General features: G+C 38.9%; 25 protein-coding genes. 13 read left to right on the plus strand and 12 right to left on the minus strand.

Going from position 1 to position 26,022, the window contains the following annotated elements; all coding sequences use genetic code 11:
* The first annotated feature begins 174 nt into the window (after positions 1–174).
* The gene (locus tag LV716_RS14325) at positions 175–2,337 is read left to right on the plus strand and encodes a TonB-dependent receptor (RefSeq protein ID WP_163418473.1); all 2,163 of its coding nucleotides are present in this window, start codon (positions 175–177) and stop codon (positions 2,335–2,337) included.
* Here the strand turns inward: LV716_RS14325 and LV716_RS14330 are convergent.
* Complete coding sequence (locus tag LV716_RS14330) at positions 2,332–2,802, minus strand: GNAT family N-acetyltransferase (RefSeq protein WP_163418474.1); 471 nt, start codon at positions 2,800–2,802, stop codon at positions 2,332–2,334. The two genes, LV716_RS14325 and LV716_RS14330, sit on opposite strands and share 6 nt — an antisense overlap.
* A 307-nt stretch (positions 2,803–3,109) precedes the next feature.
* Here LV716_RS14330 and LV716_RS14335 point away from each other — a divergent pair, with 307 nt between their 5' ends.
* The gene (locus tag LV716_RS14335; protein ID WP_163418475.1) at positions 3,110–4,873 is read left to right on the plus strand and encodes a PorP/SprF family type IX secretion system membrane protein; all 1,764 of its coding nucleotides are present in this window, start codon (positions 3,110–3,112) and stop codon (positions 4,871–4,873) included.
* 7 nt (positions 4,874–4,880) lie between these two features.
* On the opposite strand, the gene LV716_RS14340 is transcribed toward LV716_RS14335, so the two are convergent.
* The 4 genes from LV716_RS14340 to LV716_RS14355 all read right to left on the minus strand — a co-directional run bounded on the left by LV716_RS14340 (position 4,881) and on the right by LV716_RS14355 (position 11,222).
* Complete coding sequence (locus tag LV716_RS14340) at positions 4,881–5,492, minus strand: FMN-binding negative transcriptional regulator (RefSeq protein WP_163418476.1); 612 nt, start codon at positions 5,490–5,492, stop codon at positions 4,881–4,883.
* 129 nt (positions 5,493–5,621) lie between these two features.
* On the minus strand, positions 5,622–7,646 hold the full coding sequence (locus LV716_RS14345; protein ID WP_233759145.1) for a S9 family peptidase: 2,025 nt from the start codon (positions 7,644–7,646) through the stop codon (positions 5,622–5,624).
* Positions 7,647–7,972: 326 nt separating this feature from the next.
* Positions 7,973–8,809 (minus strand): DUF4249 domain-containing protein, encoded by an 837-nt coding sequence (locus tag LV716_RS14350; protein WP_233759146.1) that lies wholly within the window; start codon positions 8,807–8,809, stop codon positions 7,973–7,975.
* Positions 8,810–8,822: 13 nt separating this feature from the next.
* Positions 8,823–11,222 (minus strand): TonB-dependent receptor, encoded by a 2,400-nt coding sequence (locus LV716_RS14355; RefSeq protein ID WP_163418478.1) that lies wholly within the window; start codon positions 11,220–11,222, stop codon positions 8,823–8,825.
* 291 nt (positions 11,223–11,513) lie between these two features.
* Here LV716_RS14355 and LV716_RS14360 point away from each other — a divergent pair, with 291 nt between their 5' ends.
* The gene (locus LV716_RS14360) at positions 11,514–12,137 is read left to right on the plus strand and encodes a M48 family metallopeptidase (RefSeq protein WP_163418479.1); all 624 of its coding nucleotides are present in this window, start codon (positions 11,514–11,516) and stop codon (positions 12,135–12,137) included.
* A 34-nt stretch (positions 12,138–12,171) separates the two neighbouring features.
* Entirely contained in the window at positions 12,172–13,512 is a 1,341-nt protein-coding gene (locus LV716_RS14365) for a 2TM domain-containing protein (protein WP_163418480.1), read from the plus strand.
* Positions 13,513–13,748: 236 nt separating this feature from the next.
* On the opposite strand, the gene LV716_RS14370 is transcribed toward LV716_RS14365, so the two are convergent.
* Complete coding sequence (locus LV716_RS14370) at positions 13,749–15,305, minus strand: BspA family leucine-rich repeat surface protein (protein WP_163418481.1); 1,557 nt, start codon at positions 15,303–15,305, stop codon at positions 13,749–13,751.
* Positions 15,306–15,791: 486 nt separating this feature from the next.
* Between LV716_RS14370 and LV716_RS14375 the strand changes: the two genes are divergently transcribed.
* From LV716_RS14375 to LV716_RS14395, 5 genes are read left to right on the plus strand one after another with little or no spacing between them, the layout of a single operon-like run.
* Positions 15,792–16,070: a 2TM domain-containing protein gene (locus tag LV716_RS14375; RefSeq protein WP_163418482.1), complete on the plus strand. Its 279-nt coding sequence runs from the start codon at positions 15,792–15,794 to the stop codon at positions 16,068–16,070.
* A 44-nt stretch (positions 16,071–16,114) separates the two neighbouring features.
* Positions 16,115–16,417: a 2TM domain-containing protein gene (locus tag LV716_RS14380; RefSeq protein WP_163418483.1), complete on the plus strand. Its 303-nt coding sequence runs from the start codon at positions 16,115–16,117 to the stop codon at positions 16,415–16,417.
* A 2-nt stretch (positions 16,418–16,419) separates the two neighbouring features.
* Positions 16,420–16,725, plus strand: coding sequence for a 2TM domain-containing protein (locus tag LV716_RS14385; protein WP_163418484.1), 306 nt, complete (start codon positions 16,420–16,422; stop codon positions 16,723–16,725).
* Position 16,726: 1 nt separating this feature from the next.
* Entirely contained in the window at positions 16,727–17,062 is a 336-nt protein-coding gene (locus LV716_RS14390) for a 2TM domain-containing protein (protein ID WP_163418485.1), read from the plus strand.
* 16 nt (positions 17,063–17,078) lie between these two features.
* Positions 17,079–17,834 carry a LytTR family DNA-binding domain-containing protein gene (locus LV716_RS14395; protein ID WP_163418486.1) on the plus strand — a complete coding sequence of 252 codons (756 nt, stop codon included), beginning with the start codon at positions 17,079–17,081 and terminating at the stop codon, positions 17,832–17,834.
* 91 nt (positions 17,835–17,925) lie between these two features.
* Here the strand turns inward: LV716_RS14395 and LV716_RS14400 are convergent, their stop codons facing one another.
* Positions 17,926–19,116 carry an LETM1-related biofilm-associated protein gene (locus LV716_RS14400; protein ID WP_163418487.1) on the minus strand — a complete coding sequence of 397 codons (1,191 nt, stop codon included), beginning with the start codon at positions 19,114–19,116 and terminating at the stop codon, positions 17,926–17,928.
* A 166-nt stretch (positions 19,117–19,282) separates the two neighbouring features.
* On the opposite strand from LV716_RS14400, the gene LV716_RS14405 reads away from it, so the two are divergent.
* The 3 genes from LV716_RS14405 to LV716_RS14415 all read left to right on the plus strand — a co-directional run bounded on the left by LV716_RS14405 (position 19,283) and on the right by LV716_RS14415 (position 22,044).
* Positions 19,283–19,975: a DUF4331 family protein gene (locus LV716_RS14405; protein ID WP_163418488.1), complete on the plus strand. Its 693-nt coding sequence runs from the start codon at positions 19,283–19,285 to the stop codon at positions 19,973–19,975.
* Positions 19,972–20,703, plus strand: coding sequence for a hypothetical protein (locus LV716_RS14410; protein ID WP_233759147.1), 732 nt, complete (start codon positions 19,972–19,974; stop codon positions 20,701–20,703). The genes LV716_RS14405 and LV716_RS14410 overlap by 4 nt, the downstream gene beginning before the upstream one ends.
* Positions 20,704–20,769: 66 nt before the next feature.
* A complete protein-coding gene (locus LV716_RS14415) occupies positions 20,770–22,044 on the plus strand; it encodes a lipopolysaccharide assembly protein LapB (RefSeq protein ID WP_163418489.1) in 1,275 nt (424 codons plus the stop codon).
* A 61-nt stretch (positions 22,045–22,105) separates the two neighbouring features.
* On the opposite strand, the gene LV716_RS14420 is transcribed toward LV716_RS14415, so the two are convergent.
* On the minus strand, positions 22,106–22,645 hold the full coding sequence (locus tag LV716_RS14420) for a mechanosensitive ion channel family protein (RefSeq protein ID WP_163418490.1): 540 nt from the start codon (positions 22,643–22,645) through the stop codon (positions 22,106–22,108).
* A gap of 316 nt (positions 22,646–22,961) precedes the next feature.
* Between LV716_RS14420 and LV716_RS14425 the strand changes: the two genes are divergently transcribed.
* On the plus strand, positions 22,962–23,612 hold the full coding sequence (locus LV716_RS14425) for an OmpW family protein (protein WP_163418491.1): 651 nt from the start codon (positions 22,962–22,964) through the stop codon (positions 23,610–23,612).
* Positions 23,613–23,708: 96 nt separating this feature from the next.
* Here the strand turns inward: LV716_RS14425 and LV716_RS14430 are convergent, their stop codons facing one another.
* The 4 genes from LV716_RS14430 to LV716_RS14445 are packed head-to-tail and all read right to left on the minus strand — an operon-like array spanning position 23,709 to position 25,953.
* Complete coding sequence (locus LV716_RS14430; RefSeq protein WP_163418492.1) at positions 23,709–24,503, minus strand: anti-sigma factor domain-containing protein; 795 nt, start codon at positions 24,501–24,503, stop codon at positions 23,709–23,711.
* A gap of 1 nt (position 24,504) precedes the next feature.
* A complete protein-coding gene (locus LV716_RS14435) occupies positions 24,505–25,035 on the minus strand; it encodes an RNA polymerase sigma factor (protein WP_163418493.1) in 531 nt (176 codons plus the stop codon).
* Between the two features lie 49 nt (positions 25,036–25,084).
* Positions 25,085–25,456: a VOC family protein gene (locus LV716_RS14440; RefSeq protein WP_163418494.1), complete on the minus strand. Its 372-nt coding sequence runs from the start codon at positions 25,454–25,456 to the stop codon at positions 25,085–25,087.
* A 38-nt stretch (positions 25,457–25,494) separates the two neighbouring features.
* A complete protein-coding gene (locus LV716_RS14445) occupies positions 25,495–25,953 on the minus strand; it encodes a nuclear transport factor 2 family protein (protein ID WP_233759148.1) in 459 nt (152 codons plus the stop codon).
* Between the last annotated feature and the right edge of the window lie 69 nt (positions 25,954–26,022).

The raw sequence follows: 26,022 nt of genomic DNA on the forward strand, positions 1-26,022 counted from the left end.
CTTCTGGAGTGTTTGTTTCAAAATTTCAATCTACTGAAATGTAGTTTTTTAAGGCTGAATTGAATTCAAAATATCAAGGTGCAATTCATCCCTGAAATTTTACAATTGGGTCAATGGGATTGGTGCATCAAACCTTGCCTGTGCATTTTTGCCCCATCAAAATAACGAACAGTCATGAAAAAACTAACCTTTACTTTACTCATACTATTTAATGTCTCATTTCTTCTTTCACAGACAACCATATCTGGTATTATAACAGATTCAAAAAAGGTTCCGATTGCAGGGGCCAATGTGTATTTAGAAGGTACGTATGATGGTGCATCAACTTCAGAAAATGGTGAATTTAGTTTTGAGACGGAAGAGACGGGAACACAAACCCTTGTAATCTCTATGCTTTCGTATGATACGCATTACGAAATAGGTGAAGTATCCTATTTTAAAGACTTACAAATAAGTCTTTTGGAATCTATAAATGCTTTAACGGGCGTTACCCTTACCGCAGGCACTTTTGAAGCGGGAGATAACTCAAAAGTATCTGTTTTAAAACCGTTGGACATCGTTACCACTGCCGGAGCGCTAGCGGATATTAGCAGTGCTCTGCAAACCTTGCCCGGTACCACCACCGTTAACGAAGACGGTAGACTATTTGTGCGTGGAGGAGAAGCTGGCGAAACACAGGTTTTTATTGATGGTCTTCGGGTTTTTCAGTTTTTTAATGCTACGGCTAACAACATTCCCACCCGGGGGCGGTTTTCACCCTTTTTGTTTAAAGGGACTACGTTTAGTACAGGTGGATATTCTGCCGAGTACGGACAAGCGCTCTCTAGCGTGCTATTGCTGAATACAATCGATATGCCCGATCAGGAAAAGACCGAAATATCCATCATGTCTGTTGGTGGCGGACTTGGTCATACGGAATTATGGGGCGACCAATCCCTGAGCATCAACACCTCTTATATTAACTTATCTCCCTACGAAGCATTGATTCCTTCGACTCAAGGAATTAGGTGGAACAGTCCTGTTGAATCCTTTTCCGGCGAAACAGTTTTTAGGAGCAAGGGAGACAAAAGCATGTTGAAGTTGTACACAGGATTCAATTTTTCAAATCTTGATATCAGCCAGGAAGATATCAATTTTGAAGACTTGGTCAGATTTCGCCTGAAGAATAACAATCTTTACTTCAATTCTTCGTACAAACACTTTTTTGAAAATGATTGGACCCTTTCTACCGGAGCATCATTTTCATGGGATGATAATGCGATAGTGGTACAAGAGAATACTATTGACAATGATGAAACCGCTTCGCATATAAAGTTCAAGGTCAAAAAAAGTTTTAGTAGCCGCTTTAGCTTGAATTTTGGCTCTGAACTTTTTCTAACCGACTTTGATGAAACCTTTGCACAGCCCAACGTCCAGGACTTGAGTATAGGATTTGAGGACCAATTATGGGCAAGTTTTGTAGAGACCGATATTTTTTTGAGCAACAAATTTGCCATGAAACTTGGTGTTAGGGCAGAAAATAGTTCCTTGATTGATGATTTTACAGTTTCTCCAAGAATTTCCCTGGCATATAAACCAGGGGAAAAAGGGCAGTTTTCTTTGGCCTATGGGGATTTTTATCAGAACCCATTGACAGAAGTTGCCAAGTTTGGACAAGCTTTGGGTTCCGAAAAAACGTCGCATTACCTTTTAAACTATCAATTTTTAAGTGATGGTAAAACCTTCAGGGCTGAAGCTTACTATAAAGATTACAACAATTTGGTAAAGTATGACACGCAATTACCACAGTTCAATTCTGTATATGATAACTCGGGCAGTGGATATGCTGCTGGATTGGATGTTTTTTGGCGGGATAACAAAAGTATTGAGAATCTGGATTATTGGGTTTCGTATTCCTATTTAAACACCGAGAGGGACTATAGAAATTTTAGGGAACGCGCTACACCAAACTTTGCTCCAGAGCACAATCTTTCTGTAGTTACCAAGTATTGGGTGGATGATTTACGTTCGCAATTGGGTTTTTCATACATATACGGTTCCGGAAGGCCTTATGACAATCCAAACACAAATGGGTTTTTAACGGAAAAGACAAAGTCCTTTAACAGTTTGAATTTTAACTGGGCATACCTGATAGACCAACAAAAAATCCTCTACTTTTCGGTCAATAATGTACTTGGATTCAATAATATCAATAACTATCAGTATGCGAACACCCCAAATGCAAATGGTATTTTTGATAGACAGGCCATAAGACCTGCGGCGGATAGCTTCTTTTTTGTAGGCTTCTTTTGGACAATAAGCACAGATAAGAAAAGTAACCAGTTGGATAACTTATAAAACCAGTTCCATTTGAATATCACTACGCTCATAGGGTGACATAGCCCCTTTGATTTCTACAAAGCCCAACTTCTGGTACAAATTGATTGCAGGTTGTAGAACACGGTTACTTTCCAGATAAATTCTTTTGGCACCCAAAGCTTTGGCTTTTTCTATAATGTGCTGTGCAAGTAGTTTTCCAACACCTTTGCCCTGCGCCTCAGGAGAAACTCCCATTTTTGCCAATTCAAAATCGAACCCCTTGCGTTTACAGGGTATCAAGGCATATACCCCAACAGGCTTATCCTCAACAAGTGCAAAACCAATATACCCCCCTTTATCCAATATATACTCTCGGGGATAATTAAGAGAAATACGGTCCATTTCCTCAATCTTAAAATACTTTTCTATCCAGGCTACATTGAGTGTTTTGAATGCTTCTTTATATTTTTCCGCGTATGGAACTATTGTAGGTGTCTCGGTCATTTGAATAAATTGTATTCGAAAATTACCAAAAAAGAAAATAGAAGAAACCGATTACAGGTTAATAGGATTACTACCATAGTATAGATTTTTGGAAAAAAAATCTTGAATTTTCATAAAATTTAGACAGATAACCAAGAAAACACTGTTTTTCATCGATTAAATTGGTTTTTTAACGATTAAATAAGTAATATTGTTTCATAATTAATAGTAAAGCTCTTACAAGTATCCCAAATCTTGCTAATGAGACCAAACAAAAAAGACAAATCTGCTGACCACAGTTTGTTTAACCTACAAATACGATTAAGCTATGGATTTAAAATTACTCCTTTTATCCAGAGGTACAGTCTTGTTTTATCTAAGACAGGCCTTATTTTTTATAATACCATTGTTTTTTCTATGCAAAGCAAACGCACAAGATGGAAACCCATATGTTAGCTATGATGTGCCTTTTCAAAACTTGTTGAAATTCAATAGATTTTTGATAAATCCAACGTTTTCAGCTGTTAGAGAGGATAAGTCCTATGTAAACCTGTTTCACAGAAACCAAGGTTCGGATTTTAACAACAATAACCAAAACTATTTCTTGAGTTATAGTGGACGTTTAAATGAACGTGTTGGTCTTGGGTTAAGTTTGTACAACCAACAGGAAGGTGTAATCTCCAATTTGGGTGTTATGGCAAACTATTCCCATGGCATACAATTGGGTGAAAAAAGTAATCTTAGTTTTGGAGTCAATATTCCGTATTACGTGAGTAGTTTTGATCCAGAAAGAGCCGTTACCCTAGAAGAAGACCCTCTTTTAAATGATGCTTCACAAAATTCCATTATATCTTTTCAGCCTGGGCTTAACCTTTCTTTTGGAAAGTTTGATTTTGGGGTATTTGCACAAAACTTGGTCGATTACAATATGCAATCCGGGGAATCCTTGACCAGTTTCGATGAAAAAACTTTTTCTGGACATATTCAGTTTGCGCATGAGTTTAAAAATGGAGCTGGAATTTTTGAAGATGGTAGACTACTGCCTTTAGCGAGAGCCCGTTTTGAAGGGGCCGAAGAACCCATTTTTGGGGGAGGATTAATATTGGACTTACCTAAGTTAGGTTGGATTCAAGGCGGATATGATGAATTTTATGGCGCTTCCGCAGGTACGGGATTTAATCTAAATCGAAGACTTTCATTTGGTTATAATTTTGAAAAAAATATTAATAGTCCTCTAAGTAATCTTGGCGTAACCCATGAAGTTTCCATTGCTTTCTCCTTCATCCCTTCACAGTCAAGAAATGCAATAGCATCCAATGAAGGTTCAACTGAAAAACCTATAGAGGGAACTTTTGTGGCCGATGCTAAGAATCAAAAGAAAAAGAAAAAAGACAAGTTGGATGAACAAACTACCCTACGTCCAACCAATAAGGAGGATTTAGCGTTCTGGGAAGCGCAGGTCAAAGAGCTAAAGGCCCAACAAAAAGACAATTACATGGTGATCAATGAGTTGATTTTTAAAATGGATTCATTGGAACAGCACAGACAGCGGGACTTGGAAAAACGTTTTGAGATGGTCATGCGAATGGTACAACGCAAAACCAATAACGAACGACCAGATATTGAAGCACAGGCCCAAGATATATACTTGGCCAAAAATGTTGATTTGGATTCTATTGAGAAAACTTTAAAAACTAATAGTTTAGCGAATAACGTAAAAGCTAAAAAAACCAGTGCTACTGATGATACCGGTGCTTTTACCGGTGGGGCGTTCAAACCCATTGAGAAATTCATCAACCTTGATGGAGTAGGTAAGGGGCATTATATTGTAGCCAATGTATTCAAGAACGAACGTTATCTAAAGAGCTTTATGGCTAAACTTAAAGCCAGAGGATTGAATGCCAAATACTTTAAAAATCCAGATAATGGCTTAAATTATGTCTACTTGGCGAAATATGAAGAAAATGAACTTGCGTACCAAGCGTATCGTTCAAAGATGAAGGGTGCATATACCGATGAGATATGGATCATGCACGTAGACAATCCCCGCTATTCCAACTGGGCGGACACTAAATTTCAGGATAATGAATAATTGACCTTTACAGTTTTGGTTCTTTCATTTTTTTGGCGATTGCCTTACTGCCCATATCTTCTCTTTCCATCAATTCTGAAGTAATTTTTGGATGATCTTGTTCGCGGGTTTGTGAAAGCTTGTACGCAGCTTGAATATCTGAGATTTCAATCTTAAAACCAATAACACCCTTAACTTGCCTCAAGGTTTTTGGCGACATATCCTTCAGGGAAATGGGGTTTTTAACCGTTCTTTCATATTTGTCTACCAGCCTATATAGCGATTTCATGGTAGCTTCCTCACTCAGGATTGTAAGCTTTCCGTAAATATGGACCGCAATATAGTTCCAAGTGGGAACTTCCTCATCCTTGTACCATGAAGAAGAGATATAGGTATGGGGACCATTGAATACGCAAAGTACTTCTACCGAGTCTATAAATGACTTTCCCTGTGGGTTTCCCCTGGCAATATGACCGACAAGAATATCCTTTCCTGCTTCGTCTTTCTCTAGTTCCAATGGTATGTGCGTCGCCCATGGCTTTCCATCTACTTGATTAATCAAAAGGCCAAAACTATTATGGGTCAAGAAATCTTTTATTTCTTCAAGATTTTCGTTTTTGTAGTGATGTGGGATATACATTTTTCAATAAACAATAAACAATAAACAATAAACAATAAACAATAAACAATACTTGTGTTGAGTTCAGTGAAAACAAACAAGGAACCTCAGAAAATTGGGTTTGCGATTGAAGCCTTAACCTATGTGCATTTATTTTTTATACTTCTCGAACCATGCCAGAACACTGGCAATTTTAGCAATTAAATTACTAGGTTTATTTGCTATTCCATGGGATGCACCCGGAATTCGGACCATGGCAGATTCTACATTTTCTAATTTCAATGCAGCGAAGAACTGCTCGGATTCTGCAATTGGTGTGCGATAATCTTCTTCACCGGTCAATAGCATTGTTGGCGTTTTTACGTTGGCGACATAGGAAAGGGGAGATCGTTTAAAATAACTCTCTGGATCCTCCCAAGGTTTTTTTCCAAACCAATATTTAGAAAAGAAACTGGCTCCATCTGCATAGAGCACAAAACTTTGCCAGTTGATTACCGGTTTAGCGACTACAGCTGCTTTAAAACGATCAGTTTTACCAACGATCCATGCAGTGAGTACACCACCGCCACTACCACCGGTAACAAAAAGATTACTTTCATCTATATAGCCTTTCTTGATCACAGCATCTACGCCCGACATTAAATCTTCGTAGTCATGATTGGGGTAATCATGGTGAATTAAATTTCCAAACTCTTCTCCATAACCTGAACTTCCCCTAGGATTTGTATAGAGGACTACGTAACCTGCCGCTGCATACGCTTGTATCTCTGCAGAATAAACCGCACCATAGCTAGCGAATGGTCCACCATGTATTTCCAAGATCATAGGATACTTTTTTGAAGGGTCAAAATTCGGGGGAGTAACGACCCAACCTTGTATTTTACGTTGGTCATAAGAAGAATCCCACCAAAGCTCTTCTACCTTGCCCAAGTTTCTAAAAGCGAATAGGTCATCGTTTAAAGAAGTAAGTCGTTTGGTTTGATTTTTTTCATAAGTTCCCAGATCAGCTGGATGCTCCGTACTTCCTAGCGTATATGCGAATCTATCGTTTTTTGAAACGGTATACGCAGCCGCATTGTAAGGTCTTCCCAATGAAAGTCCACCTAAGCCCTTTACTTTTTCATCAACATTTCCGTTGAGGTTCATGTACGCGATTTTTGTATGGCCCTTATCATCAAACTGAAAATAGATTCCTTTTCCACTATTGGCCCAAGTAATGTTTTGTATATCACGATCAAAACCGTCAGAAATCAATTTAGATGTTCCACTGGCGATATCAAGTAGATAAGCCTTGGTCAATTGGTAACCTTGGTAGGTATCATCAAAACCGGTGTAAGCTAATTTAGTACCATCTGGTGATAAGACCGGATTGGAATCAGGCCCATAACGATCTGTAAGTGCAGCTACTTTCCCATCGGCTAAAGAAAGCGTATAGATTTCACTGTTTAGAGGTTCTAATGCTTCTTCAGTATTAAAATTCGCTGAGAAATAAAGATTTTTGCCATTTTTTGACCACACAGGTGCTCCATGGTCAAAATTGGTAGAGGTCCATTGCCTTGGTGTGCCGCCATCTATGGATAAGGTGAAAATCTGCGTATTTCCCCCTTTAAAATATCCTTGCCCATCACCGCGGTAGTTAAGTCTTGTAATATATGTTGGTGGTTTGTTCCATTTGGCACCTTCAGGTTTTGTGGGCATGTTTACAATAGATTTCTCGCTTTTGGGGACAAACATGGTGAATGCAAGTTGCTTATCGTCTTTGGACCAAGAAACTTGTCCTGGGGATTTTGGTGTATTGGTGAGCGCAACAGTTTCCTTGGTATCCATCCACATGAGATATAATTTCATTTTACCATCCGACATGTTCGATTTGAAAATGATTTTTTTTCCGTCATGCGACCACCTTGGATAAAAGTCGTTTTGGTTTCCCGTAGTCAACGGACGGTTTTTGGTACCATCAAAATTAACTATCCAAAGATTGGAAAGGTTTTTGTCGGTCATTACGTCCTTAAAATTACGGACGTAGATAATCTTGTTCCCGTCAGGTGAAATTTGTGGGTCAGAGACATATTCCATATTGAAAATGTCTATAAGCTCCAAGTTGGATTTTACTTGACCTAGAACGGTATGGCCAAAAAACAATACTAAAACGATACGCTGCAGGATAGTCTTCAAAGTGTTAGATTTTTAGAAGGTTGAATAATGCTCAAGATACGTATTTAATCGATTTACTGTATCAAAACAGAGCTTCCTAAAATCTAAGATCCCAAAATAAGAATTGATAGCCTTTTGGCATCAAACCGGAACCGAATTGTATGGAGATGAAAATTATAGCTAGCATTGAATCAAAAAAGGGCATCAAAAAAAACATTCTTGTCATATTGAACTTATTGAAATACTTCAACCTGTCAGAAATTCAACATGAGCTTATATAGGCTCAACCTAATTTTGGAAGAACTAAATGCTTATGAGATACCCTTTCTTTTCATCAAACCAAATAATTATTCAAACGTATAACTGCGTTCTACTTTTTCCGTGACCCTAAAATAACCATAGGCGATATTGTCTGGATTACTGGTATTGACACAATTACCAACAAGTGCTACAGGGGTAGGGCTAAAGGGATCTCCGCCGGCTTCAAACTGGTCTACCAAAAGCTGTAAATAGGTATAGTAATCCTCGGATATTCCCAGAAAAACGATATCAACGGTATCCCCAACCAAAAACTCCCTGATATTATTATCCTCATCCTCTAACTTTTCATAATAAACGGTGAACTCATTGCCATCGATAAATTCATCTTTTATGTAGAAGAGTTCAGGAAGCAAGTCGTCGCGACTCTGAAAACGTAAAAAATAATAGTTTTCTATATCTGCCGGGTCTTCAAAGGATACATTTACTTCCAATGCCTCATCATCCTCTCCATCTTCGGTAGATTGTGTTACGGATGTGATATCGGTCACAGGAAGAAGCGTTTCAGTAGCAGTATAGGTTTCTTCTTGGTAAACCACTTCCAATGTGTAGGAATTTCCAATAATCGGTTCAAAAGATGTAGTGGTATACCTACCATCATTTTCATCTTCAAAAATAAATTCGGTACCACTATCATTGTTTGTTACTTTAACACTGGCCCCAGTGACCGCTGTATTTTGCTGACTTTCAAAAAACGGTGTGGAGGTACTTAGAAGAATAGTCTGATTATTGCCCGTAGTTCCTTTTTCCCAATCTAGGGATGCTTCTATAGTTAGTCTTATAGGGCCTTCTGGGACATCAACTTCTATAACATCGGTACATGATGCGCCCATTATCAATAAAATGCTGAATAATATCTTATACATTGGTTTCATGTTCTTAGAATTTAAAGTTGTACGTTACTGATGGGACCATTCCGAAAATAGCGGTTCTGGTGGCTTCGTTTGCTCCGGTTTCCAAATTTTGTCCAAATGATATGGCAGCGGCATTTTTCCTATTGTAGATATTATAGATGCCAATAACCCATTCACCTTTCCATTTTTTATCAGGTCTTCTATTGGGCCTATACGTCGCGGAAAGGTCTATACGATGGTATGCGGGTAATCTATCGGCATTACGATCAGAGTAACTTGCAACGGATATACCTTCATACTCATATTGTCCGTTGGGATATGTGACAGGTCTTCCCGTTTGGAAAATTGCGTTTGCCCCAAAACTCCATTTATCATTCAATTTGTAGGCAGCAGTAATCGATACATCATGGGTTCTGTCAAAAGGGGTATTATACCATTCACCATTATTTATCCCAGGTCCTCCTGCAATACCACCTGGGGTTCTTTGTTCAGATTTAGATAGGGTATAGGCAATCCATCCTGTAAAAGCTCCCTCATTTTTCCGAAACAGGAATTCAAGACCATAAGCTCGTGATTCTCCGTTTAAAATTTCAGTTTCAATAGTATTGTTCCCTATTAAGTCTGAACCATCCACATAGTCGATTCTGTTATCGACCGTTTTGTAATAGGTTTCCACTTCTAAAGAATACATTTCATCGTTAAAGTTTCTAAAGTAGCCCAACGCATATTGATCGGAGAGTTGGGGCTTTATATATTTTCCGCTCGGTGTCCACACGTCCAAAGGGGTCACTGCTGAAGTATTGGATAGCAGATGGATATACTGTGCCGCCCTTGAATACCCCATTTTGATGGAAGAGTAATCATTGAGCTGATACGCTAAAGAGAGCCTGGGTTCAAAATTGTCGAATGTTTCGATGCTCTCACTCTTTTTGAAAAATGTTTCACCAATTGGGTCTGTTCTCTGGTAGAACCGTAACGTTGGGTTATATAAGATAGGTTGGTCATTTGCATATTCCGATATGGGTTGGCCACCAAGTCGGTTGAACCTACTGTACCGTACACCGTATTGTGCGGACAGGTTATCCGTTAGTTTATGTTCTGCTCCAATATAGATGCCACTTTCGAGCGCTAATTTTTGGTCCAATATAAGTTCATTTATAGCTGAATTTGGCCCAGTAGGTTTAATTTCCCCTGGATTGAACTCATACTTTATGGCGCTGATTCCAAAATCCAGCTTAAAAGCATCGCTTAAATAATACTTAAAGTCGTATTTGGCATTATAATTTCTAATGGATGAAATCCAATCAAACTCAAAATCCTCTATGCCCAGCTCATAGTCATAATTACTATAAATGAGGGATAAATTTGAAAACAATCTATCATTGAAGATATGGTTCCATCTTAGGTTGCCCGATGCATTGCCGTAACTACTGCTGAAAGAGCCGTCAAAATTGAAAACATCACGACCAAAATAACCAGATAGATACAATTTGTTATTGTCGTTTATGCTATAATTTGTTTTGAGGTTTAGGTCATAAAAACTGACACTGTTTTTCTCCCCTGCCAGTTTTAGTAACAAGTGTGCATAAGATCCTCTACCTGCAACTAAAAAAGATCCCCTGTCGTTGAACATTGGACCTTCTAAAGCAAGTCTGCTGGATATAACACCAACTCCGCCAGTCATGGCAAAGTTTTTACTGTTCCCATCTTTCTGGCGAACATCCAATACAGAAGATACCCTGCCACCAAAGCGCGCTGGAATTCCACCTTTGTATAGTTTTAAGTCTTTTACGGCATCTGCATTAAAGACCGAAAAGAAGCCCAATAAGTGCGAAGTATTATAGATGATAGCTTCGTCCAATAATACCAGGTTTTGGTCAACAGCACCGCCTCTTACGTGAAATCCGCTCGTACCTTCACCGTTATTGGTCACTCCTGGTAAAATCTGTAATGATTTGATAACGTCTACTTCTCCCAAAACTACCGGCATCTGCTTCACGGTTTTTATGTTCAGCTTGGAAATACTCATTTCCGGTTTCTTTATGATTGCACGTTCGGTTTCTTCTGCCGTGACCTCAACTTCATCCAATTGCGTTGAGGTTTCCTCAACTTCAACATCAATTTTTTGATTGCTGTTCAATGTTATTTCCATGGAGATCTCTTTATATCCCATATGCGAGAATACCAGGGTATAAGAGCCTTCAGGTGCGCTAATGGAATAAAACCCATATTCATTTGTTATGGCTCCAATGGATGTGCCTTTTAAGAATATGGAGGTTCCAAAAAGTGTTTCTCCGTTAAATTCATCGGTAACGGTTCCGCTGATCGTATATTTTTTTTGTGCATGGATGAGAGATGAGCTCAGCACAAAGCCTACGATCAGCATTAGTAGTGGTAGTAAATTACTACCGTTTCTTTTCTTCATTTGTTTCTTGATTAAGGTTAAAAGTTAAATCCTATTATGGTTTACTCTCCTTAATGACATTTGAAAAAAAGAAGGGTTGCATCACCCGGAAAAAATAATTTTTTGACATAAAACTATTCACTATCCAAGGTTTTCATCGATGGACAAGTGGGCAGGTAGGCCATGAACTTTTGGTCAATAGCAATCTGAATACAATTCATCCCAAAAATTCTACAATCCGGTAATACTTTCTGGTCAAATGATGTCTTTGATTACATTTTTGTGACAGCAATAATCAAAAAACGAACAGTTATGCAAACGGTAGTAAAAATTTTAATCTCCTTATTGATCGGAACCCTTAGTGCACAAGATCAATATACCAAGGGAATGGAAAAGGCATTTGACTTATGGAAAAACGAAAAAAATGTTGAGGCGTCCAATCTTTTTGAACGTATTGCAATGGCCGAGCCCGATAACTGGCTGCCTTATTACTATGTAGCACAGGTCAATACTTTTTCCTCCTTTGGCGAGAAGGATGAAGAAAAATTGACCGAGCAATTGGACAAGGCAAAAGAGTTCTTGGATTTGGCACAAGCCATTTCTTCCAACAATCCCGAGCTCCTTGTTCAGGAAGCAATGATCAATACAGCGTGGATCTCTTTTGATGGTGCCAAGTATGGCATGACACTTTCGGGAAAGAACACCCGACTCTATAACCAAGCCTTGGAATTGGCGCCCGAAAACCCAAGGGTCATACTTTCCAAAGCAGAATGGGATATGGGTTCTGCTCGCTATTTTGGAAAAGATACCGCACCTTACTGTAGTGATATTGAAAAGGCCTTGGAACTTTTTGCTACCTTTAAATCCGAAACCCCGTTCTACCCAAGTTGGGGAAAGAAAAGAGCCGAAGAGGTTTTAGAACAGTGTAAGAGCTGATGATGGTCAGTATGATGCTTTTAAGTTGTAAAAGGTGAAAAAAGAGGTCAAAGTAGGTAGTTTAAGACGTGTTTTAATCGTAAGCCTTTATATTACGTTGGCTATACGCGCACTTAACATACTTATCAATATAGGTAATGGTGTTACGTGGTCCGATGAGCTTGAAAACTTTGGGGTCACTTACATCTATGCATTCATTATAACCGCATTCAATGCTTATTACAATGATTTTATCTCTACAAAATATAGCTGGGAACTGCAGGGTAAAAAGCGTCTTTGGTATGGTGCCATTGGCTCTATAGTCGTTACTTTAGTAGGATTTGGTCTGGCCAGGGTATTGGTAAATGTGGGGATATACAGTAACTCATTTGATGATTTTTTGGCAAATGAGACCTTGGAGAACTACGTTTCCACTTTGATTATCGCAATATGTATCTCCGCCATTTTACATGCCTTTCATTTCTACAAAGCTTTACAGGATACTAGGGTAAAAAAGCAACGGATTATAGCAGGCACGGCCTCTGCCCGTTTTGATGCGCTAAAAAATCAATTGGATCCCCATTTTTTATTCAACAGTCTTAATGTACTTACCAGCCTTATTGAAGAAGATCCGCATCAGGCCCAAAAATTCACGACGTCCCTTTCAAAAGTATACCGCTATGTTTTGGAACAGAAAAACAAGGATTTGGTCACAGTGGACGAAGAATTGAATTTTGCCCGAACCTACGTTAGACTCTTAAAGATGCGGTTTGAGGATAGTATTGTTTTTAATATTCCGGATACATCCAGTGTTCCAGATGCTAAAATAGTGCCCCTATCATTACAACTGTTGTTGGAGAACGCCGTGAAGCATAACGTTGTGACATCATCAAAACCATTGCATATTACCGTTAAAGAAGAGGGCGGAATGCTGATGGTGACCAATAACCTTCAAGAAAAGCAGGTGGTCAAAAAGAGTAGTGGGGTGGGGCTCCAAAATATCCAGCAGCGCTATGAAATTTTAACGGATAGACAGGTCCACATTGAAAAAACAACTTCAGATTTTAGTGTGTCGATCCCAATGCTTACTAAAAAAGGATCAACGGTTGAAACGCAGGAATCCCATATTGCGGAGAAACGTTACCTAAAGGCAAAAGAAAAAGTAGATGCCGTAAAAGGTTTTTATAGCAATCTGATTACGTACTGTATCGTTATTCCATTTTTATGGTGGCTCAACCTAAAAACCACTAGCTTTCTCTGGGCACTGTTTCCAACAATTGGCTGGGGATTTGGGGTGTTGGCACACGGTATGGAAGCTTATGGCTATAATCCACTTTGGGGCAAACGTTGGGAAGAACGTAAGATCCAAGAGCTTATGGACAAGGAGGATTTTTAGTTGTTCGGTTTAATATGACGGTTGACGGATGCGGGTTTTGGTTTTGGGTGAAGGGTAAAAGGTTTAAGGTTTCAAAGTTTCAAGTTCTAAGCTCTAAGTTCTTGAATTTGACTTCGTACCTCGTACCGCTGACTTCCGATATCTGACTTCTGACCTCCGAACTCATACCCAAACCAAAAGGCCACCAAAAAACGTAAAGTTCCTCAGTGGCCCATTGTATTAAAAGTTAAGTTTAATTACGGACAGAAAACACTGTCTTTATAATCTATGTCCCAATTGGGCCCCATGTCATTTATAAGGGTATTATAAGCGATGCCCCCGTCACCTATGCACAGATCTACTCCCGTTGCACCCAAAACCACATTTGGTTGTACCACTTGATCGGCCCACCCTATAAGTGTATCTGAAAAGTTAGGGGCGGACATCCCGGAATCGTTGAACATGTTTATCATACTTGAAACGTTGCCTATTTCCCATTCCCCCAGATCTTGGTCGAACGCCGTGGCATCCGCGAACATGTAATCCATATTGGTAACCTGACTTACATCCCAACCGCTGATGTCCTGATCGAATGCAGTAGCTTCAAAGAACATGGAACGCATATCTTCAACATTGCTTACATCCCAACCGCTGATATCCTGATTAAATAGGCTATTACCCCTAAAAGTGTTATTCATGGTTTGAACATTGTCTACATCCCATTCGGTAATGTCCTGTTTAAAATCCGCATTGGGAAAAGCGTAACTGAACGATGTACATTGCTCAAGGTTGGGTTCGCCCGTTGCATTTATAGCTACATAAATATCATCATTATCCAAGTGAAACATATCCTCCATACTCTTCCATGCCGTGTCTCCCCATTGCTCCACGGTCCGCAAAGCGTCCTGTCCAAAGAAGCTCAATCGGCCCACTTGCCCTTTTAGGGCCACGGTATAAGTGTCCGCAGTTTGGTACTGATGGTACGCTTCCTCTTCGGTCACATGTTCCTCTGGCTGTCCATCGCCCCAATCAATTTGAAAATCGACATCTTCCCCTTCTCCGAATACTTCTATGTTGAATTCCTCATTGGCACCAGCGGTCTCCAAGGTAAAGATAAAGGATGCCGGGTCCTCGAACAGGTTTTCGATGACGTTCTTCACGGCTATCTGTACGCTGATCTGGTCCGTGCCCCCATTGCCATCGGAGACGGTCACGGTGATGTTGTGCCCGCTGGTCGTCTCGTAGTCAAGGTTCTTACCGTCCGCCAAGGTGATCAGGCCGCTTTCATCTATGCTGAACAGTTCTTCATCGTTTCCGTCCGTAATCTCAAAGGTGAGCGTATCGCCTTCATCTTCATCGGTGGCGGTCACGGTAAAGATGGTGAATTCATTGTTCGCATTCTCATCCACTTCTGTTGTTGTGGTCTGGTTGGTGATTACGGGGGCGGTGTTCTGCGCTTCCGCTTCGGTCACGGTAAAGGTGTTTCCGGTCACGGTCTCACCACCTACGCCAACACTTACCGCTCCTGTTGTCGCACCCTGGGGAACGGAGATGGTAAGCTTGGTGGCGGTTGCGGTACTTACGGTAGCCGTAGTGGCACCAATTTTTACGGTGTTGGATGCCGGTGTTGTACTAAAGTTGGTCCCGTTAATGGTCACCTGTGTGCCAACAGGCCCGGAACTGGGCGTAAAACCACTTATGGTCGGCTTAGTCGGTGTTGGTGTCGGTGTCGTTGTACCATCATCACTTGAACAGGAGACGGCGAACATTGCAACGGACAGTGTCATCAGAATCAAAAAACGTATTTTTTTCATGAGCTCGAAATTTAGCGTTAGAGCTTGCAAGAAAACAGGAATATAGATCGGTGACCCATGGCAATTGACGGATGCAGGGTTTGGGTTGACGGATGGGGGTGTTGGGTTTTGGGTGAAAGGTTTCAAAGTTGCAGAGTTTCAAAGTTTCAAAGTTGAGAAGTTGAGAAGTTGAGAAGGGTCGTTATCGAGGTGAAGGGTTTTGGGTGAAAGGTTTTGGGTGAAAAGGGGTGTTTTTCAGACATCAGACATCAGAAATCGGAAATCAGAAGTCAGTTGTTAGGAGTTAGGGATTACAAGTAAACAAGTTGTAAGCATATTCGATTCCAATACCCAACACCTTTTACCCTTCACCTTATACCTAATTCCCAATCCCTACAATTCATCCCTAAAAACCAACAGTTCGCGAATCTACTTTTTCACTTGCTTTTCAATATCCCGAAGTTTGCTATGTAATTAAGATATAGGTAACACTTAAAACATAGCATTATGAAAGACTTCAATGAAAACAGATACACAAGAGCAAAGGAAAAAGTTGATACTATTAAATCTCTCTATTCCAGTTTGTTTGCGTATTGTATTGTCATTCCTATTTTGGCTTATATCAATTATAGGACAACCAGTTTTCTTTGGTTCGTTTTTCCTGCACTGGGTTGGGGAATAGGATTGGTCGCAAATTGGATGGGCATTTATGGGTATAATCCTATTTTTGGCAGAGACTGGGAAGAGCGTAAAATCAAGGAATTCATGAACAACACTAAATTCTAATGTTTCAGTATATTTAACTGTACAACTAACCAAAAACAACTAAAATGGAAAATTTAAGCAAGGAAAATAAATATGTAAAGGCAAGGGAGAGGGTTATTCAATTAAAAAAGTTTTACGCAAACCTTTGGACGTATATTATTGTAATTTCAGCTTTGGCATTGATCAACTATTTAACCAACGGATTTAGCTATGCATGGTTTTTGTGGGCTGCATTTGGATGGGGGATAGGTGTCTTTTTTCATGCCATAGGAACCTTTGACCTCAACCCATTTTTTGGAAAAAACTGGGAAGAGCGTAAGATTAGGCAGTTTATGCAAAAAGAAGAAGAAAACGATAAATGGAGATAGTTATGGAGCCATATAATCAAGAAAAATTAAAACGTGCAAAGAACCAGATCGAAAAGCTAAAAGGGTTTTATGTTCACATAGCAGTTTATGTCATCGTGAATGCCTTCATCCTTTTTAATATCTATAGAAACACCGAGGATTTTTGGGAATGGGGTCATTTTGTAACGCTTTTTGGATGGGGCATTGGACTTTTTTTCCATGCGGCCAAGACTTTTGATTTTAATCCACTTTTTAATAAAAAGTGGGAAGAAAGGCAGATCAAAAAATATATAGAAGAAGATAAAAAAGAAATGGATAAATACATGTAATATGAAAAATCTAGAAACTAGTAGGGAAAGAGCAGAAAAAAGAGTAAAACAACTAAAGAAGTTTTATTCGCACTTGAGTATTTACATTATCATCAATATCATCATATTCTGTATAAAGGCGTATCATTATGATTTTTTCCAAGATATAGGTTCAGAAGCCTTTAACTATAACAATTGGTTGATATGGGACTTGGTATCCACACCAGTAATCTGGGGAATTTTTCTTGTTGTTCATGCAATCCGGGTCTTTAGCCACTCCCGTGTAGAAAAGTGGGAAGCCAAGCAGATTCAAAAATATATGGAACAAGAAGAACGGGATACACGTACTTTTGAATAATCTTTAATACAGTAAAATGAACGTTATCATTATAGAAGATGAGAAACCCGCTGCAAGACGTTTGAACAGGTTGCTTGCAGAATTGGATGTTGAGGTTTCAACCATGTTGCATTCCGTTGAAGAATCTATCGAGTGGTTTCAGAACAATCCACATCCCGATCTTATCTTTTTGGATATCCAATTGTCGGATGGTCTTTCGTTTGAAATATTTGATATCATCGAGGTAAAAAGTGCCATAATTTTCACCACTGCATATGACGAATATGCGCTCCAGGCATTTAAGTTGAACAGCATAGATTATTTGTTAAAACCTATCGATGATGAAGAGCTGGAAAGTGCTGTGAAAAAGTACAAGGATTTTAAGCCTGGTTCGCACAAAATATCGGTTGATTTTAACGACATAAAAAACCTGTTGGTAAACCCTCTGGAACGTGAATACAAAAAAAGATTTACGGTCAAGGTAGGGCAGCATTTGAAAATTATAAATGCAGATGACGTGGAATGTTTTTATAGTGAAAATAAGGGAACCTATGCAGCTACATCCGAGGGGAGAAGTTATCTGTTGGATACCACTCTGGAGAATTTGGAAGAGGAGCTCTCACCAAAAAATTTCTTCAGGGTGAGCCGAAAATTTTATGTGAACATCAATCACATCAACGACATCATTTCATACACCAATTCTAGGCTTCAAATTAAGCTGAATCGCTTTAATGAACAAGAAATCATCGTAAGCCGGGAGCGAGTAAAAGACTTTAAGCTTTGGTTAGAATAAGAAATTATAAAATTTTGGTTATCAAATATTTATTCATGTATAAAAGTAAATATAGATTTTTCTTATAGTAGCTTTTTTAAGAGAAAAACGACTATTTTTCGACTCGATTGTCATCAAAAGCCGATGGCAGCAATTTAGGAATTAATTTTATAAAAATAGGCAATAAAACTGCTCCGCCCGGTAGCATAAAAATGGCCAAAGAAGGAATGGTTTTAAAAATATCCAACAAATGATTTTGTACTTTTTTCTTTTCTTCCGCACTCAAATCCTTTACCGTGGATTTTGATAAAAGGGTGACAAGCTCCTTACTTTCAAGAAGCTCTTTTTTTAGTCTTTTGCTATTTCGCAAAATCAATTTACTTACACTTTTGGACATTCCTTCATAGAACTGAAACGCCAAATTTTTATCATTTAAATAGGTTGCTTTTTCGCTGTTTTTTTTGAAGAAATCCTTAACGAAATTTAGGGCATGTTCTACCTCGATTTTTGTCTTTCCCAAGTCCTTTCCCAGACCAAAAATATAATCGGATTCCGTGTAGTCCAACGACCCATCCTCCCACAATGTCAGACATGCAATATCCATAAAATATTCTCTTTCGTAAACTGTTGTAAAACTCTGTTTTAACAAATCCCTATAGGTGCCATCAAAATCCGTCTCATCAAAATCTACATAGGTTAATGAAGAAGCTAATATCTGTACAAGTTTTATATCCTTTTCATCGGTATCTTTTGAGTTCAATGCATGGTATGCAATATTAATGGTTACATATTCCAATAACTGCGCATGTTGCTTTATGGGGATATAACCTTGTAGATAGCTTCTAAAAATTAGGACGTCTACATACAACAGGGAATTGGTAAGACTGTTTCCAAAAGCCCGATTAAAAATATTACTGTCCAAGTAAATTCTTGAATCCAAGAGCTTTTCCAATTGGGATTCCGTATGCTTTCCGCTCAATATTTTGTTCAAGAACGATATTTTTCCAACTTCCAGGGATTGGTAATAATCAAAAACAGTATTTACAAAGACATCAAAATCAGTTTCTTCTTTTTCGAACCTGAAGGTGAAGTACAAAGCGGTGAGCAAATTTATTTTTGCAATTTCATCTTCTGTTAGCTTATGCTCTACTGGAACAAAAGAGGGGATATTTAAGTGAACCCCATAGATAAAACCATTCGTCTTAAGTTCCTTATAGAGACTTTCAAAGTCTAGAAAATCAAGACTTTCTTTATTGACAAGATACCCAAACTTGTTTATCCAGCCAGAAGATGAGGGATTCATTAGGTTATGTTTACATACCAAAATAACACAAATTATAGGACTTTTTATGACTACGGTCCTTATAATAATAGAAATGTATTAAGTTTTTTTTAACACATCAAAACCAAACCCCACTTTCCATAGTTCCGTAGGTACCGTTGTATTTAATTCAAAAATGTATACTAAAATGAAAAAAACAACTAAGTATGTGGCTGGTCTGGGAGTTTTGCTAACAGCTACGATGGTTTTGGTGTCCGCGGATCATATTGATGCTCCCTCAACAACTGGGACCACTTCCGATATTGCAGATTTTTTTGCTTTTGAACCCACAGAAGGTTCCAACAATACTGTTTTTCTAGTTGATTTGCAATCAGATGTTTTGCCAGACTTGCCGTACGGTAGCTTTGATGAAGATGTGCTTACGGAAATCAATATAGATTTGGGTGGAGATTTAGTAGAAGATCTTGTCATTCAGGCCATTGCCAGAGATGGGAGAATGTACTTTTTTGGGCCTGATGCTCCATCCCAGACAGGTACAAGCGGTCAAATTTTAACGGACAGCCCTCTCGGGGATGTTGATATTTCGGGAGCTACGGCAATCGTAGAAACTACCTCAGATGGCGTTTCGTTATTTGCCGGTCCAAGACAAGACCCTTTCTTTTTCGACTTTTTCCAGTTCAATGCAGTCATATCTCCTGAAGTTAATTCGGCCCCAGACGGGTTTTTACCGGCCGTTGATGCAGAAGATACATTTGATGGCGCCAATACCATGACCATTGCCATTGAGATACCAAATAGCATGTTAGGAACACCTACTGGAACAAACGCTTTAGGCCTTACGGTCTATAAGACTTGGGTAACTACAAATAGAAAACAATGAGAAATACTAAAAAGAGCACCATGATACAGGAGTATATAAAGAACACAACACTAGCACTATTATTGTCAGGCTTATTTATTGCCTGTAGCAATGACGACAATACGCCCGACACGATGATGATGGATGATGACGATGTCGAAGTAATCGATTTTTCCGGTACCTTTTCACAAGTTGATTTCATGGGTCGCCCCGGAATAAACACAACGCTTAGTTTTGATATGGACGGCCAGCCAAGTGTTAAGGACGCCCATAATGTAGCCATACCTTCGGAAATGGTGGCAAGCTTTCAGAGTGGTTTTGAGGCCAGACTGGAACAATATCATGATGTTTATGCCAACAAATTGGGATTGGACCCAAACATTGTCAATTATGAAAACAATATACTTGGATTGGATGCCACAACGTTGACCACGGTTCTGGCAGCCGATGTATTGGAAGTAGCTCCCGATTTACCCACAACATATTTTAATCCTGGTACCGATGCAGATAACGATGGGAATATTTTAGTGCCTGATGGTGACGAAGTTGCACTGACCGGGAGAACACCAAGTGATGATATTATTGATGTCTCCTTAATCCTCTTTTTTGGTGGGGCGGAAGGAAACCGTTTTAGTGGGCAAGACTTGGATGATGATGGAACTCCCGACTTACCTAGATTGACTTCGGATGGAGTGGGTTTAACGGCTGATATATCAACAAGCTTTCCATATTTGGGAAATCCGGAATAATAACTATGAAAAGGAGTGGGAGAGGCGTTTTCACTCTCCCTTTTTATTCAATAAAAAATCAAAGGCATGAAATATCCAGTATGGTTACTATTACTGACGCTTGTAGTGGGCTGTAATCAAAAATCAAAATTTAAAACAGATTCCAAAGATTACGAACTCTATTTAAGTACGGCATCGAATTCAACGACTTCCAAGTATTTTGAGCTTTGGAACAACAAAATAAAACCCGATAGCTTACAAGCATTGGGCTTAGGTAACGTAGCGGCAGAGTACAGTCGTTTTTTTACAGGTACGGGCAATATCACATATTTGAAAAAAGCTGAAGAGGCGTTAAGCAAGGCTGTTGAAGTCGCTGCAATAGGTAAAGCAGCCTATTATAGGGCGTTGGCAAGAAACTATATTTCGCAGCATCGATTTAAAGAGGCACTTACATTGGCCGAGTTGGCACTAAAAAAAGGTAGCGGTGTCAATGCATCCCATGGTCTTCTGTTCGATTTGCATATGGAACTGGGAAACTATAATACAGCAAGTAAATATTTGGACAGTATCCGCAATATGTCCGATTTTGGATATCTGATACGCTTGGCAAAATGGAACGATTATAAAGGTAATCTTGATACCACAATTCGTTTGATGGAGAAAGCGATCAACAAAGCCGAATCTTCAAAAAATAGGCAACTTATGCTGTGGTCCTATACCAATTTGGCGGATTATTACGGGCACGCAGGGCGTATACAGGAATCCTACGAGCACTATTTGAAAGCCTTAAAAATAGATTCGAAAAATGCCTATGCCAAAAAAGGCATAGCATGGATTGTTTTTTCCCATGAGAAAGATGGTGCAGAAGCATTACGCATTCTAAACGCAATAACTCAAACCCATACATTACCAGATTACCATTTGCTACGAGCGGAAATTGCCGAGTTCATGAACGATGATGCTTTAAAAAAATCTGCACTTAATGCATACCATAAAAGTATTCAGGACAAGTCCTATGGGGCTATGTACAATGCATACACTATTAATTTGTACTTGGATGAGTTACAAGCTTTCGATAGGGCCTTGGAGTTGGCTAAAAAAGAAGTGGAAAACCGCCCTACTCCAGAGTCTTTTGATATGCTCGCCTACAGCTATCTTAAAAAAGGAGAACCTGAAGTGGCACTTGAACTTGCCCAAAACCACGTTGTAGGTAAAACACAGGAACCGGTAATACTTCAGCATCTGGCTGAAATCTATAAAGCAAATGGAAAAACGAAAGAAGTACAGGAGTTAAAAAAGGAATTATTGGAGGCTTTGTACGAATTGGGTCCCAACGCTTCAAAAAAAGTTGGAATGCTTTAAACGGTTTTTTTGGATTGATTGTTTTTAAGATACGCCACGGAAGTATCGTGGCGTATTTTAACTAATTTTCGATGGCATCAGGTTTGTTATCGATTTCCTCTTTTTTAAGGATTTCTATACCTTTTTGAATGACCAAATTAGTAGGAATGGTAATCTTTCTACCATCATCCGTACGCATAAAAAGATAAAAACCACTGATATCCTCAACTTCTCCGGTCCAATCAAAATCCTTGTCCATAACCCTGACCCTATCGCCAAGACGTAACGGATGACTAAAGAATAAAATGACACTGGCGGTCAAGTTTGATAATATGGACCATTGGGCGACAAATCCAATGCCCAAAATTGCAGAGACCGACGTAATAAAAACAGTGAATTCCTTTAGGTTTACCCCCCAAATCAAGGTAATCACTATTATCGCAAGGCCATAAAAAAACAAGTTGCTTAGATAGAAAATAATTTTTCTACTGTTCATATTTATAGCGCTGGTTCTCCCGAACCTGCGTATGGCCCTTTTACTTAAAGAGTTTAACCCTAGAATAAATACCAATAAAATAATTGTGACCAGTAGTTCTGTTTTCACAGACATGAAATCTAACATAGCATATACTTAAAGTTTAACTTATTACCGTAGCTGACAAACAACCGTCTTTTCTGTAATACAAATGACGAGAGATTTTAAAAATAATACAACTACAATCCATTATTCTGAGATGGAATGCCAAAGTATACCATTTTTCTTCATTTTTATTTCTATACTTGATTCTTTGTGAAGCCCCTTCTTATCTAGGCCAAGGATGCAAGTATGATTAAAATAATAGCTTTTGTAACAAATCATAAATTTTCCATCTATGATAAAGGTCATGTTCTTTGATTGAGTAGAGGTTTAGTTTTGACTGAAATTTAAACAGACTCAAATGAAAAAAACAGTAATTTCTTTAATGGTAGTGCTCTTGGCTTTTGTGAATTACACAAATGCACAGGATACAGATTCGAATGCTGACTTCAGCAAATGGCAATTTAGGTTACGAGGTATTGTAGTAACACCAGATGAAAGTGCAGATATTGAAGCTATAGGTGGTGATGCATCAATATCCACAGCAGTTGTTCCCGAATTGGACATCTCTTATTTCTTTAACGAAAATTGGTCAGTTGAGTTGATTTTGGCTACTGCTAAGCACGATGTGGAAGCTGTGGGTACAGCAGCTGGGGATATAGATTTAGGACATGTATGGTTACTTCCTCCAACATTGACAGGACAGTACCATTTTACTGGAGGTGATTTTGTTCCCTATGTTGGTGCAGGTCTTAATATGACTATTTTTTACGGAGTTGATGAAGGTCCCGTTGCGGACAATGTTGACTATGATACTTCTATAGGATATGCACTACAAGGAGGTTTTGATTTTATGCTCAACGATAAGTGGTTCTTGAATGTTGATGTGAAAAAGCTCTTCTTAAGTACCGATGCCACCATTGATGCTACTACTGCTCTCCAAGCAACAGTTGATGCGGATGTTGATATCAATCCATGGATTATCGGATTTGGAGTAGGGATTAAGTTATAGAATTGTGTTCTTAGTTTTATAAGTTGTTAGAAACGGCTTGGTTTTTCCAAGTCGTTTTCTTTTTCTAAATTGACAGGCAAAGTATTTTGAAACCCTTTACGGTCCAACCGTTCCTAGAGTATAAAGCTGCTCCATAGTTGGTGTCGAACTGCCGCCCTCTGGTTCCAGTGTTATGCCAAAGGCTTGGGATTCATTGGTATTTGGTAGTGTAAATAGTCTACTGGTATCAGTATCAAAATTTCCCAATAGGCCTAAACTGGTAGGAGTCAAGGGATCTAAGGTCAACGACCAAACTTGATAAGCATATCCCGTTGGAGGTGTTGGCAATCCTTGAGCATCGATAATAACTTTTTCTTCGGTTTTGTTCCAATATGCCTTTGCATAGGAGTTTGGAGATACATCTTGGCCTCCCAACGCTACCACCGTAACATTATTACTTCTAAGCTCCTGTAAGAGTGCTTCTTTTTCAGTGATGGCATTCTGGGTTTTGGTGATAGTGTGTTGTAAATTTTTGTTCTCTTGATTGGTCAGTTCAATTTCTGACTTTAAATTTTTGTTTTGAAGGTACATCCAGGCCAAGCCCGTAATCAATACTAACGAAGCGGCCCAACCCATATAACTTGTCCAGGCAATCCTTTTCTTTGAAGCTGCAGGTAAGAAAGGAATGGTATCGTCCAGACGAGCCAGTACTTTTTTAAAGTCGGTGTCAGTTACTCCGGGGCTTGCCGATTTTGTAAGTTGAAGCATGGCCTCTTCAATCCCTTCAATTTCTTTTTGAATTTCAGGATATTGAAGCGCATAATGTTGTACCTCCAAGTTTTCCTCGGCACTTAATGCTCCTGCTACATAGAGCTCTAAAATTCCGGATGCTATGTACTTTTCAATATCCATCTTACAGTTTCATGTTTTTCCGTATTTCGGAAATACAGCTACGAATTCTTGTTTTTATGGTGCCTATTGGGGTATTTAGTTCTTTGGCCACTTCCTTTTGCGTGTATCCCTTATAGTATAGCAAATCTATTAATAGAATACATTTTTCTTTCAACCCTTTAAGAAGCGTTTGTATTCCTATCGTATCTATTTTGGAGTTTAAATCCTCTCCTTTTTCAAAAATACCTACGAGAGAATGAACATGTAGGTTTTTCTTCTGATTTTTATGGATCTTAGAACGTAGTTCATCGATGGCCGTATTGCGCGCAATATTTAATATCCACGTAAAAAAACGACCTTTTGTTGGATTATAGCTATCTGATTTTTCCCAAATCTTCACAAATACATCCTGGCACAATTCCTCGGCACGTTCTGGGTCTTGTATAATGGTATTGATGACCCCACAAATATTGTCGGCATACATGGTGTACAATTTTTCAAAGGCAGTTTTATCCTTTTGTTGAAATTGTTGTATGAGGTCGTCTAAATTCATGGCGCGGGGCTAAAGTATGAAAAAAGCAATGCTTTCTTTTGAAGGCCCATTATACATGTTGGTCAATTAAAATAGTATTGCCGTCGGGATCAGTAATTACAAAGCTTGCAGGACCCTCAGAATTCTCATCTGCTTCCTTTACCGGTGTTATACCATTTTTTTTAAGGTGCTTTTGTATGGTGCGTACATCGTCAAAAGCGTCCAAGTTTTGGGCATTGGCATCCCAACCCGGATTAAAGGTCAAAATATTGTTTTCGAACATGCCTTGAAAAAGCCCGATTAGCGTATTCTCATTTTTTAGGATAAGGTAATTTCGTTCCAATTCTCCGGCAAAAACAGTGAAGCCCAAAGTTTCGTAAAATTCTTTGGACACCTCTAGATTTTTTACTGCCAAACTAATGGAAAATGCGCCTAGTTTCATGTTGTTTATTTCAATTGGTTATATGTTGACTACGTTTGTTATTTTATTTTGGTGTCGTGAAAAGCTGCTCGTTTCCAAACATCATCCTCATATACCCAAATATTTGTAACCCGATACTCATTTTCTGTAATTACTCCATTTTTGATGATAGATGTGGATATTTTCGCCGTGGTAATTGCCGTTTGGTTATGTAATTCAATATGTAATTCATCCATGTTGTAACCTTCCATCTTTAGCATACCAGATTCAATTTCCTGATTCCTTGATTTTAGATAGTTAAACCAAGACGTCTTATCAATGGCCTTGGAATTTCCGTTGGTATGAACATAATTTTCCGTTACCATAGCATCCAATGTTGGGAGTTCACTGTTTGCAAAAGCAGTATTAAACTTTTCAATGGTATCTAACAATTCCTTTTCTTTTGGTTGGGCCGTACAGGCACAGAACAAAAAAAAGGACACAACTAAGTAAACAAATAAAGAAATCTTGAAGTTCATGCGCCGTAATCTAATGATACTTATAAATTTAAGAAATTTAACTACTAGTGGCCATTTTTAATTTTCAAG

The sequence above is a fragment of the Flagellimonas sp. HMM57 genome (assembly GCF_021390175.1).
In the GTDB taxonomy this organism is placed as follows: Bacteria; Bacteroidota; Bacteroidia; order Flavobacteriales; family Flavobacteriaceae; genus Flagellimonas.